This window comes from Candidatus Poriferisocius sp. (assembly GCF_965219815.1).
Taxonomy (GTDB): domain Bacteria; phylum Actinomycetota; class Acidimicrobiia; order Acidimicrobiales; family Bin134; genus Poriferisocius.
Window position 1 is genome coordinate 2,963,057 of sequence record NZ_OZ244791.1, and the last position, 13,568, is coordinate 2,976,624.

Here is a 13,568-nt window from a genome sequence, read left to right on the forward strand (position 1 = left end):
CTCACACGGCTCAGACCGGGTCGAATTCCACATGGAGTTCTGCGGGAGCCCGGAGGAAAACGCCGACCTCTTTGGCCTCGAATCCGTCAGCGATGCGGAGGTTCTCGGTGCGGTCCAAAACGATGTTGAGCGCGGCCTCGATCTCGGCTTTGGCCAGATAGGAGCCCACGCAGTGGTGGCGACCGAAGCAGAAGGTGGTGTGCTCGGCGTTGGCGGCGAAGGCGCTGGAGGCCGGTAGGTCCTTTCGGTTGATGTCGAACAGCTCGGGGTTGGTGTGGGTGTATTTGCGCTCGTCCCGATTGGCGGCGCCGATGATGCCGGTTACGGTGGCCCCCGCCGGAATGGTGCCAGTGCCCGACGGCAGCTCGGCCTCCTCGTGGGGCAGGCGCTGGATCCAGTGGGCCGGCGGGCTGTAGCGCAGTGTCTCGGCCACCGCCATAGTGGCCATGGAGCGGTCATTGCGCACCTGTTCGAGCTGGTCGGGGTGCTCCAGCAGGTTTTTGAACAGGCTGGCGATGGCTTTGTCGGTGGTCTCTCCCCCGGCGGTCAGCAGCAGGCTGGTGAACGACTTGACCTCGATATCAGACAGGCCGCTGCCGTCGATCTCAGCCGTGACCAGATTCGACAGCAGGTCGTTACCGGGGTTGCGGCGGCGCTCGGCGATCACCGGCATCAGGTACTCCTGGAACTCCACGCGGGTCTGCTCCCCTTCCGCGATGATGTCGGGGTCCTGATTGATGTTGGACACGAACCGGTTGATCGACTCGTACCAGTCCTGGAACTTGGGGTGGTCCTCATCGGGCAGGCCCAGCATGGCCACGATCACCTTGATGGGCAGGTACCGCGAAAGGCCCTCAACCAGATCACAGCTCCCTTCGTCGATCCACTGATCGATCATCGAGCGAGCCTGGGCCTCGATCATGGGCATGAAGTCGGCCTCCAGCAACGCCCCCCGGAAGAAGGGTGCCACCAGGTTGCGATAGCGGGAATGCTCAGCCCCATGCTTGGACAGCAGTGTCGGGCCGTGAGCCGGCTCGATCATCCACTCGTACATGTCGGTGCTGAAATCCGGGTTCTTGAATACGTGCTCCACATCGGCGTAGCGGCTCACAAACCACGTGTCGGACGCCTCGTCGTGGAAGCACGGGTATTCGTCCCGGTACACCCGGTAAACGTCGTAGCGATCTTCGTCGGAGCTGAGCAGGTCAGGTGGTGCCATGGCGGGCACTCTAGCCAGAGGGCGATCCCCAGTACCGAGAACCGGGTGAGCGGGTCAGCGGGTGCAGATCACCGAGGAACCGTGGCCGAACATGCCGTGGTTGATGGACAGGCCCACTTTGGCCCCATCCACCTGGCGGTGCCCGGCCTCGCCCCGGAGCTGCCACACCATCTCGCACACCTGGGCGATGGCCTGGGCGGGAACGGCCTCCCCGAAGGCTCCCAGCCCCCCCGAGGGGTTAACCGGGATGCGTCCGCCCAGCGCGGTGTCTCCCGCCCGCAGCAGCTTGGCCGCGTCGCCCCGCTCGCACAGCCCGATGTGCTCGTACCAGTCGAGCTCGTAGGCCGACGACAGGTCGTACACCTCGGCGAAGTCCAGATCTTCGGGCGACACCGAGGCCTCCTCATAGGCCCGGGCCGCAATGTTGTCCTTGAAGGTCATTGTCTCGTCGCCTACGGCGGCCCACGAGTCCGACGCCAGATAGGGCAGTTCGATCACGCTGTTGGGATAGGTGGGGCTCACCGTGGAGATGCCCGAGACCCTTACTGGGTTGTCCACCCCCCGGCTGGCCGCCCATTCCAGGCTCGACACCACCAGGGCAGCCCCGCCGTCGGAGGTGGCGCAGATCTCTAACAGGCGCAACGGGTCGGCCACCATTGGGGAGTTGGCGATGTCGTCAACGTCGTATTCCTTGGTGTACCGGGCGTTGGGGTTGAACACCCCGTGGCGGGAGTTCTTGACCTTCACCGCGGCAAAGTCCTCGGAGGTGTCTCCGTACAGTTCCATACGCCGCCGGGCGTAGAGGGCAAAGTATGTGGGGTTGGTGGCTCCCACCAGATGGAACCGGAGCCAGTCGGGGTCTTCGTGGCGCTCCCCGGCATTGGGAGCGAAGAATCCCTTGGGGGTGGACTCGGCTCCCACCACTAAGGCCACGTCGCACACACCGGACAGGATCTGGGCCCGGGCGATGCTTAGCGCAGTAGCCCCCGAGGCACACGCTGCGTACGAACTGGCCAACTGGCAGCCGGTGAACCCCAGGGCGTTGGCAAAGGTAGACGCCGACACGTAGCCCGGATAGCCGCAGCGCACGCTGTTGGCCCCCGATACGAACTGGATCTCGTCCCAGCCCACTTCGGCGTCGGCTAGCGCGTCGCGGGCCGCCTTCTCCCCGTACTCCACGAAGTTTCGGCCCCATTTACCCCAGGGGTGCATCCCCACACCGAGTATGGCGATTTCGTCCATTTGCTACCTCACCCGCTTCCCTTCTGACCGATTTCGTCCATCAGTCGTCTCCGTTCTCGCTCATCGGTGTCGGCGACCACTTCCACACCAGGTAGTCATGCTCCTCGTCGGAATACAGCACATCGATCACCAACTCCATCTCCATGCCCACCGAGAGATCCTCCACCGACACGCCTTCCACCACCTGGCCCAGCACCACCAAGTTCTCCTCGGCCAACCGCACCGCGGCAACCACGTAGGGCTCGAACTCGTCGCCGGGAATGACATACGGCGCAGGCGGGGCGTACTCGCCCGTGGTGTACGACCACAGCTGGCCGGTGCGGCTTAGCAACACCTCTTCGATCTCATCGCCCAAACACGCCGGGTCAGAGCCGGCCAGAGCTTTGGGAAAGAAATAGGAACCGCGGCTGCGAGCCCGCCCCCCGATCAGCCGGGGCTCATCGGAGTTGAGCGTGAACAGCCCCTCCACCGCGGCTAATTGCGTCCTCGTCATGGTCGCAGCATACGCACTGGCCGCTAACGGTTGAGCATTCCTCCGTCAACCACCATGGTGTCGCCCGATACCCAGCGGGCCTCGTCGCTGCACAGCCATACCGCAGCCTCAGCCACCTCTGCGGGCAACCCCAAGCGCCCCCCCGGCATCATTTGGACCACCGCCTCGGCCATTTCCGGACTCGACTCCCGCCACGACGCCACCATCGGGGTGTCGATCATGCCCGGGCAGATGGCGTTGACCCGGATGCCCTTGTTGTTGAGCTCGTCGGCGGCGTAGGTGGTCAGCCCCAGCACTCCCCGTTTGGCCGCGGTGTAGTGGGGCTGGCCGGGCGCAGGAATGATGGCCGCCCCCGATGCGGTGTTCACGATGGCTCCACCGCCCTGTTCCAGCATCTGGATGATCTCATGCTTCATGCACAGAAACACCGAGGTCAGGTTGACCGCGATCATCTCATCCCATTGCTCGAGCGTGAGCTCGTGGAACAGCCGGGAAGGGTGGGTGATGCCCGCGTTGTTGAAGGCGTAGTCGAGCTGGCCGAACGCCGACACGGTGGACGCCACAAGGGCGGCCACTTGATCTTCGTCGGTGACATCGGTCTCGAAGAACTGGACCTGGCTTCCTTCGGCCTCGACCAGGGCTACCGTCTCAGCGCCACCCTCCGTATTCCGGTCGGCCACCGCGACGCTCGCCCCTCTCCTGGCGAACAGCACCGCGGCGGCCTGGCCGATCCCACTGGCACCACCGGTAACCAGCGCCACCTTGCCTTCCATCGTGTCATTCATGGCCATCTGCCTTCTATTGCCGTTGGTACGAGGACATAAGGTAGGCCACCGCGCAATGGTTACTGAAAGGACAGCAATGAGCATCTCATCCTGGGACGATTTCCCGGTTCACCAGTCCCCCGACTGGATCCGCCACGTAGCCACCACCGATCGCAACTTCTACGACCGCTACTACTTCAACCTGCACAGCTCCAGCGGCGAGCTTTTTGCCATCTTCGGAATGGGGCAATATCCGAACCTGGGCGTCCACGACGCCTTCTGCTGCGTCGCACGGGGAGCCAAGCAGCACGTAATCCGGGCGTCTCGACCGCTCACCGACCGCATGGACCAAACGGTCGGCCCCATTCGCATCGAAGTGATCGAGCCGCTCAAGAAGCTGCGGGTCATCGTGGAGCCCAGCGAGCACACCATTGCCATGGACGTCACTTGGAATGCGGCCATCCGGCCCATTCCCGAGCCCAACCAGCACATCCGCAATGAAGGCCGCGTGGTATTCAATACTCAGCGCTTTGCCCAGCTCGGCCGGTGGGAGGGCACCCTGTCGGTAGGCGGCGAGGACTTCCAGGTAACCCCGGACCGGTGGGGGGGCGCCCGCGACCGCTCTTGGGGCATCCGCCCAGTGGGCGAGGCCGAGTCGGACGGCATCCGCGAGGGCTCCAATGTCATGGCCGGCATGTGGAACTACTTTCCGATGCTGTTCGACGACCACGCCGTGCTTTATTTGAACCACGAGCAGCCCGATGGAAGCCGGAAACTGGTTGAGGCCAAGCGCATTTGGGCTGACGGGCGTCCCGACGAGGAATTGGGCCGGCCCGAGCACGACCACACTTTCGAGTCCGGCACCCGGGTGCTGACTCACTCCACCATTTCCTTCCCCGAATCGGGGCTGGAGATCGACTGCGAGCCCTTGCTGGTGAACTACGTGTCGGTGGGCACTGGCTACGGCATGGACGCCGACTGGCGCCACGGCATGTACCAAGGCCCCGAACTGGTGGTTCAGGGCAAGGTGTACGACGTGGATACCGAGGTCAAGCCCATCGGCCAATACGGAGTGGTGGACCACGTCGCCCGCTTTAGCTATGAGGGCAAGGAGGGCTTCGGCCTCTACGAGCACGGCTTCTTCGGCCCGTTCCCTGACTACGGTCTGAACGACGGGGCTGCCGTGGCCCCGTAAGCGCCGAGAGCGCCGGTAAGCTAGACCACCGTGTCATTGTCGACAGCGCGCTCAGTAACCACTCCCCCCAACAGCCTGGTAGCTCTCGAGAATCCCGATGAGTTTCAGGCCCGCCATATCGGGCCCAGTCTTGAAGATCAGGCGGAGATGCTGGCGGAGCTGGGCTGCGACAGCCTGGCGGATCTGGTGGACGCCGCAGTTCCATCCAACATCCGCTCAAACACCCCCCTGGAGCTGCCGCCCGCCATGACCGAGGCGGCCACCACTGAGGCGCTGCGGGAGCTGGCCGACCGCAACAGGGTGGTCACCTCGCTGATCGGGATGGGCTATTACGACACCATCACCCCGCCGGTGATACGCCGCAACGTGCTGGAGAACCCCGCCTGGTACACCGCCTACACCCCATATCAGCCGGAGATCTCCCAGGGTCGCTTGGAGGCGCTGATCAACTTCCAGACCACGGTCACCGACTTGTGCGCAATGGGCATGGCCAACGCCTCGCTGCTCGACGAGGGCACAGCGGCCGCCGAGGCCATGACGCTGCTGCGGCGGATCAATCGCAAGGCCCCTGACGACCGGTTCATCGTCGACACCGACACCCACCCCCAGACCATCGACGTGGTAGCCACTCGGGCCGAACCGCTGGGCATCGAGGTGGTGATCGCCGACCTAGAGCAGGCCAACATCGAGGAGCTTGCCGACGGGGCGTTCGGAGTGCTGGTGTCGTACCCCGGCACTTCGGGGCGCATCGGCGATCTGAGCGGGATCATCGCCGCCGCGCACAACGTCAACGCCCTGGTGGCGGTGGCCACCGATCTTCTGGCGCTCTGCCTGTTGACCCCACCCGGCGAACTGGGCGCCGACGCGGTGGTGGGATCGTCGCAGCGCTTCGGGGTCCCCCTCGGTTTCGGCGGCCCCCACGCCGGGTTCATCGCCGTACCGGAGTCGGCCATGCGGTCGCTGCCCGGCCGGTTGGCCGGCGTGTCGATCGATGACGCCGGAGCTGTGGCCTACCGGCTCACCCTCCAGACTCGGGAGCAGCACATCCGCCGGGAGCGGGCCACCAGCAACATCTGCACCGCGCAGGTGCTGTTGGCGGTGATGGCCGCCATGTACGCCGTGTACCATGGCCCCGAAGGGCTGGCCCGCATCGCCCAGCGGGTCCACCGCCTGACCGCCATTGCCGCCCACGGGTTGCGACAGGCCGGCATCGAGTTGGCCTCCGAGCACTTCTTTGACACCGTCACCGTCCGAGTACCGGGCCAAGCCTCAGAGGTCGTGGCTGCGGCATTGGCCGAGGGGCTCAACTTGCGCCCGGTTGACGACGACACCGTGGCCTTCTCATTGGACGAGACCACCACCCGGAGCACGCTGCTCTCTTTGTGGCGGGCCTTCGGTATTGCCGCCGATCCCCAAGATATCGACGACCTCGACGCGACGACTCCCGACGCCCTGCCGTCCGACGGTGTGCGCACCAGCGAGTACCTGACCCACCCGACATTCCACATGTACCACAGCGAGACCGAGATGCTGCGCTATCTGCGCCACTTGGCCTCCAAGGACCTGGCCCTGGACCGAACCATGATCCCGCTTGGGTCGTGCACCATGAAGCTCAACGCCACCACCCAGATGGAGCCGGTGAGCTGGCCCGAGTTTGCCGCCATGCATCCCTTTGCCCCCTCTGATCAGACCGAGGGCTACCGGGCACTGATAGATGAGTTGGAGCAGATGCTGGTGACCATCACCGGCTACGCCGCAGTGTCGCTCCAGCCCAACGCCGGCTCCCAGGGCGAGTTGGCCGGCCTGCTCGCCATTCGGGGCTACCACGCCGCCCGAGGCGAGACCCAGCGGGATGTGTGCCTCATCCCCGCCTCCGCACACGGCACCAACGCAGCCAGCGCGGTCATGGCCGGCATGCGAGTGGTGGTCGTGGCCTGTGACGACGACGGCAACGTAGACATGGACGACCTGAAGGCCAAGGTGGTGGAGCACGACGACCGGCTCAGCGCCCTCATGATCACCTACCCGTCCACCCACGGCGTGTACGAGGCCACCGTGACCGAAGTGTGCGACCTGATCCATGCCTACAGCGGGCAGGTGTACTTGGACGGGGCCAACCTCAACGCCCTGGTAGGGGTGGCCCAACCCGGTCAGTTCGGCGCCGATGTCTCCCACCTGAACCTCCACAAGACGTTTTGCATTCCCCACGGCGGCGGCGGGCCCGGGGTGGGCCCCGTGGCGGTCGGCCCCCATCTCGCCCCGCACCTGCCCAACCACCCGGTAGTGGCCGAGGCCGGCCCGTCCACAGGGGTGGGGGCGGTTTCCGCCGCTCCTTGGGGCTCGGCCGGCATCCTACCCATCTCTTGGGCCTACATCACCGCCATGGGCGGCGAGGGGCTGACTGATGCCACCGGGGTGGCCCTGCTCAGCGCCAACTACCTGGCCAAACAGCTCGACGGCCTGTTTCCGGTGCTCTACACCGGTGAGAACGGCCTCGTAGCCCACGAGTGCATCATCGACCTGCGTCCCCTCCACACCCAGACTGGCGTCACCGTAGAAGACGTGGCCAAACGGCTCATCGACTTCGGCTTCCACGCCCCCACGGTGTCGTTCCCGGTGGCGGGCACACTGATGGTCGAGCCCACCGAATCGGAGTCAAAGGCTGAGCTCGACCGCTTCGTGGCGGCCATGACAGCCATCAGAGCGGAGATCGACCACGTGGCCGACGGGCTGATCGATATGGAAGACAGCCCGCTGCGCCGTGCTCCCCATACCGCTGCCGCAATCGCCGACGACAACTGGGATCGCCCTTACTCCCGGGAGCAGGCCGCCTTCGCCCTCCCGGAGATTCGCGAGCGCAAGTATTGGTGCCCTGTCGGTCGGATCGACGGCGCCCACGGCGACAAGAACGTGTTCTGCGCCTGTCCGCCCATCGAAGACCTCCAAGACGCCGGTTCATAGGGAAACAGCCGTTTCGCCCCAATAGCCACCGGCCAACTAGTTTTCGGGGCTGCTAGATATTGCGCCCCGACAAAGGAGACCAACCGGTGCCCGACGCCATTGTGGAACGAGACGGCCAATCAATCATCATCACCATGAACCGCCCCGAGCGCTACAACGCCCTGTCGGGAGCGATGATGGTACGGATGTTGGACGCCTACGAGGAGGCCGACAACAACGACGACATCCGCTGCATCATCGTGACTGGCGCAGGAGGCAACTTCAGCTCGGGCGCCGACCTCAAGGCCATGAGCGGCGACGCCGGCAACGCCGACCCTGAAATCGACGTGGCCGCCCGTCAAGCCGCCGACCCCGAGCTCCACTGGAAGGCCTTGCTGCGCAGCTATCGGCCTACCAAGCCGATCATCGCCGCCGTCGAGGGAGTAGCCATCGCCGGGGGCACCGAGATCCTCCAAGCTATGGACATCCGAGTCGCTGGTGAGAGCGCCCGGTTCGGGGTGTCAGAGGCCCGCTGGTCGCTCTACCCCATGGGCGGCTCCGCAGTGCGACTACGCCGCCAAATCCCCTACACCGTCGCCGCGGAGATCCTGCTCACCGGCAAGCACATCACCGCCGCCGAGGCCAAAGACATCGGCTTGGTCGGCCACGTTGTGCCCGACGGCCAGGCGCTGGACAAGGCCAAGGAGATCGCCGCGGTCATCTGCGAGAACGGTCCCCTGGCAGTGGAGGCCATTCTCCGCACCCTGCACGAAACCGACGGCATGACCGAAGAAGAGGCTCTCGCCCACGAGTTTGAATACGGCTGGAAGGTGTTCCAGAGCGATGACGCGAAAGAGGGCCCCCTGGCCTTCAGCCAGAAGCGAAAGCCAGAGTTCAAGCGGAGATAGCGATGAACGCCACCTCGGGCATATCGGTCTTCGACGTCCACCACCATGTGGGCGACGCCTCGGGTGCGCTGGGCCTGCCACCTGAGGAGGCCCCCGATCCCGAGGCCTACGCCGCCCTGGAGCTGGTCAAGCGCATCGAGATCATGGATGCCGGCGGCATAGACCAGGCCGCGGTGATTCCCGGTCATGGTTATCTGCGGCCCAACGGCCATGCCGATACCCAGGCGGTGAATGACAAGATCGCCGCCTACCGCAACGCCACCCCCAACCGCTTCCCGGTGGCCATCGGCATCGTGGAGCCCCGCGACGGCGAGATCAGCCTGGGCGAGTTGGAGCGGGCCGCCGGGCCGCTCGGCCTGGTCGGCATGAGCTTCCACACTCGCTTCCAGGGGGTGAGCCTCGACAACCACTGGGTGAACACCTATGTGGGTGCCATGGGCGAATTGGGCCTGCTCCCGGTGGTCCACGCGCTGGATGAGACTGCGGAGGAGTCGCTTTGGAAAGTGGGGCTGCTGGCCTCCCGTCACCCCGATCTCACCATGCTGGTGCTCGACGGCTACTCCACTCACGAGGGCACCAAGCACTGCGGCCACCTGGCTGCCACCTATCCCAATCTGGTGTTCGATTGCAGCCTTTCATACAATTTCGACTTCATCGCCAACCATGTGCGCCAGCACGGCGCCCACCGTTACGTCTATGGGACCGATCTGTACTCCTGGCCGCTCGGCCAGCGCATCAGCCACATACTGGGGCAGTTGCTTGAGTCGGATCTGTCAGATGACGACAAGATCGCAATAGCTGGAGCCAACGCCCGGCAACTATTTGGACTGGAACCATCATGAAGCACCCCCGACAAGGCCGACATCCAGCGTGGATTGCGAGTGCTCTGCTAGTGGTGGCAATGGCAGCCGGTGCATGCGGGACCGTAGGCGAGGAAACCAACGAGGTGGCCGCCACCGACCTGAGCGAAATCATGCCCGAGGGTCTGTTCGAAGCGCTGGAGAACGTGGCCAATCCTCCCGCTGACCCTGCTCCAGACCCGGCGCAGGGCGAATCGCTGGCGGAGGAGATCTACGAAACGCTGGTCCCCGCCCAGGCTGACAATGAACAAGAACTCTCCGAAGAAGAACTTCTGCGGCTGCGCGATGAGGCGTTCGTGGACTTCTCCCGCTGCATTCGCGACGAGGGCTTCCCCGACTTCCCCGACATCGACAGCTCGCAGATCGTCGACCAGGCCTCGTTCCTCAGGGCCATGCAGGAAGCCGGGGTGAGCTTCACCCAGCCCGGTTTGGCCCCAGCACTCCAAACCTGCGCCAGCGTCTTCAGCGAGTTGATCGCACTCGCGCCGCAGCAGGACACCAACGTGCAGCAGGTAGAGCAAGAAGAGAACGCGGTGGCGTTCTCCCAGTGCATGCGCGACCAAGGGCTGGACGACTTTCCCGATCCCGATTTCGGCCAGTACCCCAATACCGGCTTTCCCGGACAAGGCGACGGGGACGGGGGCGGGGTAACCCCCGAAATTCAAGCTGCGTTGAGAGTGTGCCTCCCGGTGTTCGGCGGGGCGGAGCCCAACGAGGCCGCCGCTCCCCCAACACCTGACGACCCGACCCCAGCGGCTCAAGTCACGGCCAGCAGCCCGCAGAGCACCTCCAACGCACAGTCTTCAGTTACCAGCACCCAGGCACCACAGCCAGCCGGTGAGGGGTCGACACCCGCCCCGGGCCCCACGGTCAGCGCCAGCGTGCTGCGGGACACTGAAGAGTTGAACACTGCCGAGGTGGTGCGGCGCGACTTGATCGACACCGAGGAGTTCTCCGGGACTCTCGGCTATGGCGATCCTGAAGCACTGCATACCAACACCTCCGGTGTCGTTACCGGACGCCTGCCGACAGAGGGCGATGTGCTCGGTGTTGGCGATGTCCTCTTCGAGGTAAACAGCTATCCGGTTGTGCTGCTCCGGGGAGAGCGGCCCATGTACCGCCCCTTTGAGCGCGACATGGAGGAGGGTCCTGACGTCGAGCAACTCGAGCAGGCCTTGGCCGACATGAGATTACCCGGCTACGAGGACATGACTATCGATGAGGATTTCACCCGAGTCACCGAGGATCTGGTGGAGGAATGGCAAAACCGCCTAGGAGTTGAAAAGACCGGAGTCATCGACATGGGCTTCGTAGTGTTCATCGAAGCCCCCATCCGTATCTCATCGGTGAATGTGATCGAGGGTCAGACGATCTCGGCTCAAGCGGCCGCCTTCACCATCACGGGTCAAGACCAGGAGATCGTCAGCAATCTCGACCCTGCCGATGCCGAGATAGTAAACCGGCTGGATCGAGTTGAAGTGGAGCTCCCCGACGGCCGGGTCACCCCTGGTGCAGTCGCAGAAGTGGCCCGAGTGGCCACTCGATTGACCAACCCCCAAACCGGTGCGCCGGGTGATCCGACCATCGAAGTGATCATCGTCCTGCTGGACGGAGAGGCATCGGCCCGATTCGATGCCGCTCCGGTGGACTGGACGATCACCAAAGAGGTAACCCCCAATGCCCTGGTGGTTCCCGCTTCAGCGTTGATCGCCACCGTGGACGGAGGCTTCTCGGTGGAGGTGGTCCAAGAAGGGGCGACAACCCTGGTTCCCGTCGAGGTCGGCACCTTTGTCGACGCTTTCGTGGAGATCACAGGCGGCGATCTCGAAGTGGGCGACCTCGTGCGCATCCCCTAGTGGCGCGACCCCCAGCCGAAACAAGTCTGGAACGCTCTCAGAGAGCATTCTGATGTCATCCGAGCCCCGGAAGGTGCTGGAGCTGCACCAGGTGGTCAAGCACTACCCGGGCACTCCCCCAGTGCGAGCCCTTGACGGTGTGGATCTGGTGATTCGCGCCGGCGAGTTGGTGGCAGTGGTCGGGCCCTCTGGATCGGGCAAGAGCACCATGCTGAACATCATGGGGGCGCTGGACCGTCCCAGTTCGGGCGATGTCATTGTGGACGGACAAGCCTTGTCGCGGGTCCGCGATAAAGAAGTGTCCGCAGTCCGAGGCCAGCGCATCGGGTTCGTATTTCAGCAATTCCATCTACTCGAGGGATTGTCTGCGCTCGACAACGTGGCCACCGGCAACCTCTATCAGGGAGCCAGCCTGCGTTGGAGGCGACAGATGGCCCGCGAAGTGTTGGAGCGGGTCGGGCTCGGCCACCGAATGGGCCATCGCCCGGGCAAGCTCTCCGGCGGTGAGCGCCAGCGAGTAGCCATCGCCCGAGCCTTGTTGGGCGATCCGGCCATCGTGCTGGCCGATGAGCCCACCGGCAACCTCGACTCGCAGACCACCGAGGAGATCGTTGAGCTCTTCTTGGAGCTCAACCGAGCGGGTTCCACCATTGTGATCATCACCCACGACCGAGATCTGGCCGCCAGGATGCCCCGAGCGGTCTCCATCCTCGACGGCCGCATCAGCCACGACTCGGCGGAAACCTGACATGGCACGACGCAAACTGCGAATCCGGGCCGCAAAGAAGAACGCATCCCGCAGCAGACTGCGAATCCGCGACGCTCTGTCACTAGGAACGCTAGGACTCCGGACTCGGAAGGGCCGCACAGCCATGGCCGCCATCGGTATCGCCATCGGCGTGGCCTCCCTAGTGGCGCTGGTGGGCATCATCAACTCCGGAGAAGCCGACGCCCAGCGGGACCTGCTGGAGCAGGGCATTGACGTGTTGGAACTGACGCCCGGCACATCCTTTGCCGACGATCCCGAGCTGCTGCCCGAGGCGGCGGCAGCCATTGACACCCATATGCGAGATCTAGTGGACGTGGTGGCCTCCATCCGCCGAGTACCGGCCACCATGCGAAAGACTGATTTGATCCCTGAGGTGGAGACGGGAGGCATCCGTCTCTTTGCCGTCAACGAGGACGACCTGGATCTGTTGATTCCGCTGCGGGGCGGAATGGCGTACGGCCGATTTCACGATGCGGCCACCGTGCAAGTCCCCACGGTGGTGCTTGGATCCGATACCGCCCAGGTTCTGGGTTTCGACGAGCTATACGCCAACCCGACCGTCCACATCTCTGGACACGAGTTTGCAGTGATAGGGGTTCTGGACCCGTTCACCATCAGCCAAGGGCTTACCTTGAATCGGGCCGCGCTGATTGGATACCCCGTAGCCGAAGAGCTCTATGACGCCGACGACAACCCCGAGCGCATCTGGGTGCAGGCCGACTTGGACGTGATCGAGCAGGTTCGACAGCTGCTTCCGCGCCAGGCCAATCCAGAGGCGCCGGGCGAGGTGGCAGTGTCGTCGCTGGATCTTGAAGCCCGGGAGATCATCAGCGAGAACTTCGAGTCGCTGCTCAGCCTCCTGGTTGTGGTCATCATCGTGGTGGGGGCCATCGGGGTGGGCAACATCATGCTCATCTCGGTGCTGGAGCGCCGGGGCGAAATCGGGGTACGTCGGGCCCTCGGCGCCCGGAAGATCCACATAGCGGTGCAGTTTCTTATCGAGTCGATGCTTCTGACCCTCCTCGGCGGCTTGGTGGGAATCGTGCTCGGGCTCTCCGTCGTAGCGGTGGTTACCCAAGTGCTGGACTGGCCGATGACGGTGGAGTTGTCGTTTGTCGGCGTCGGCCTAGGGGTAACGCTGGGAGTAGGGCTGGTGGCCGGGATGTACCCCTCTTGGCGGGCATCCCGCATGGACCCGGCCGAAGCCGTCCGCCCCGCGGCCTAGACGAGTATCGATTATCCGTTGCAGCGATACACCCTGTGGGACAAGCACATCGAGTGCTCCCTGGGTGCCGGAACCCAACAGCTCCGCACCCTGGGCG

The 13,568-nt window shown here is 64.4% G+C and carries 11 protein-coding genes; 7 read left to right on the forward strand and 4 right to left on the reverse strand.

From position 1 onward, the window contains the following. Nucleotides 1-10 precede the first annotated feature (10 nt). Genes ACOQPI_RS14230 through ACOQPI_RS14245 form a run of 4 tightly spaced genes read right to left on the reverse strand, consistent with a single transcriptional unit; the run spans nt 11 to nt 3,739 of the window. The gene (locus tag ACOQPI_RS14230) at nt 11-1,219 is read right to left on the reverse strand and encodes a cytochrome P450 (protein ID WP_420620282.1); all 1,209 of its coding nucleotides are present in this window, start codon (nt 1,217-1,219) and stop codon (nt 11-13) included. A 54-nt stretch (nt 1,220-1,273) separates the two neighbouring features. Further along, entirely contained in the window at nt 1,274-2,461 is a 1,188-nt protein-coding gene (locus ACOQPI_RS14235; protein WP_420620283.1) for a lipid-transfer protein, read from the reverse strand. Between the two features lie 40 nt (nt 2,462-2,501). Then, complete coding sequence (locus tag ACOQPI_RS14240) at nt 2,502-2,954, reverse strand: Zn-ribbon domain-containing OB-fold protein (RefSeq protein WP_420620284.1); 453 nt, start codon at nt 2,952-2,954, stop codon at nt 2,502-2,504. Nucleotides 2,955-2,977: 23 nt separating this feature from the next. Beyond that, a complete protein-coding gene (locus tag ACOQPI_RS14245) occupies nt 2,978-3,739 on the reverse strand; it encodes an SDR family NAD(P)-dependent oxidoreductase (RefSeq protein WP_420620285.1) in 762 nt (253 codons plus the stop codon). Nucleotides 3,740-3,815: 76 nt separating this feature from the next. Here ACOQPI_RS14245 and ACOQPI_RS14250 point away from each other — a divergent pair, with 76 nt between their 5' ends. From ACOQPI_RS14250 to ACOQPI_RS14280, 7 genes are all read left to right on the forward strand, one after another. Beyond that, the gene (locus ACOQPI_RS14250; RefSeq protein ID WP_420620286.1) at nt 3,816-4,913 is read left to right on the forward strand and encodes a hypothetical protein; all 1,098 of its coding nucleotides are present in this window, start codon (nt 3,816-3,818) and stop codon (nt 4,911-4,913) included. 30 nt (nt 4,914-4,943) lie between these two features. After that, nucleotides 4,944-7,874, forward strand: coding sequence for an aminomethyl-transferring glycine dehydrogenase (gcvP, locus tag ACOQPI_RS14255; RefSeq protein WP_420620287.1), 2,931 nt, complete (start codon nt 4,944-4,946; stop codon nt 7,872-7,874). An 86-nt stretch (nt 7,875-7,960) separates the two neighbouring features. After that, a complete protein-coding gene (locus tag ACOQPI_RS14260; protein ID WP_420620288.1) occupies nt 7,961-8,761 on the forward strand; it encodes a crotonase/enoyl-CoA hydratase family protein in 801 nt (266 codons plus the stop codon). Nucleotides 8,762-8,763: 2 nt separating this feature from the next. Next, entirely contained in the window at nt 8,764-9,603 is an 840-nt protein-coding gene (locus ACOQPI_RS14265) for an amidohydrolase family protein (protein WP_420620289.1), read from the forward strand. A gap of 59 nt (nt 9,604-9,662) precedes the next feature. After that, nucleotides 9,663-11,477 carry an efflux RND transporter periplasmic adaptor subunit gene (locus tag ACOQPI_RS14270; protein ID WP_420620290.1) on the forward strand — a complete coding sequence of 605 codons (1,815 nt, stop codon included), beginning with the start codon at nt 9,663-9,665 and terminating at the stop codon, nt 11,475-11,477. Between the two features lie 52 nt (nt 11,478-11,529). Next, nucleotides 11,530-12,225, forward strand: coding sequence for an ABC transporter ATP-binding protein (locus tag ACOQPI_RS14275; RefSeq protein ID WP_420620291.1), 696 nt, complete (start codon nt 11,530-11,532; stop codon nt 12,223-12,225). A gap of 124 nt (nt 12,226-12,349) precedes the next feature. Further along, the gene (locus tag ACOQPI_RS14280; RefSeq protein WP_420620292.1) at nt 12,350-13,471 is read left to right on the forward strand and encodes an ABC transporter permease; all 1,122 of its coding nucleotides are present in this window, start codon (nt 12,350-12,352) and stop codon (nt 13,469-13,471) included. Nucleotides 13,472-13,568: the final 97 nt, after the last annotated feature.

Excerpts from the sequence above, each read along its gene's own strand:
- ACOQPI_RS14280 (WP_420620292.1), top strand. The coding sequence starts at position 12,350 with ATGGCCGCCATCGGTATCGCCATCGGCGTGGCCTCCCTAGTGGCGCTG.
- ACOQPI_RS14275 (WP_420620291.1), top strand. The coding sequence starts at position 11,530 with ATGTCATCCGAGCCCCGGAAGGTGCTGGAGCTGCACCAGGTGGTCAAG.
- ACOQPI_RS14240 (WP_420620284.1), bottom strand. The coding sequence starts at position 2,954 with ATGACGAGGACGCAATTAGCCGCGGTGGAGGGGCTGTTCACGCTCAAC.
- ACOQPI_RS14245 (WP_420620285.1), bottom strand. The coding sequence starts at position 3,739 with ATGAATGACACGATGGAAGGCAAGGTGGCGCTGGTTACCGGTGGTGCC.
- ACOQPI_RS14250 (WP_420620286.1), top strand. The coding sequence starts at position 3,816 with ATGAGCATCTCATCCTGGGACGATTTCCCGGTTCACCAGTCCCCCGAC.
- ACOQPI_RS14230 (WP_420620282.1), bottom strand. The coding sequence starts at position 1,219 with ATGGCACCACCTGACCTGCTCAGCTCCGACGAAGATCGCTACGACGTT.
- ACOQPI_RS14265 (WP_420620289.1), top strand. The coding sequence starts at position 8,764 with ATGAACGCCACCTCGGGCATATCGGTCTTCGACGTCCACCACCATGTG.
- ACOQPI_RS14235 (WP_420620283.1), bottom strand. The coding sequence starts at position 2,461 with ATGGACGAAATCGCCATACTCGGTGTGGGGATGCACCCCTGGGGTAAA.
- ACOQPI_RS14270 (WP_420620290.1), top strand. The coding sequence starts at position 9,663 with ATGGCAGCCGGTGCATGCGGGACCGTAGGCGAGGAAACCAACGAGGTG.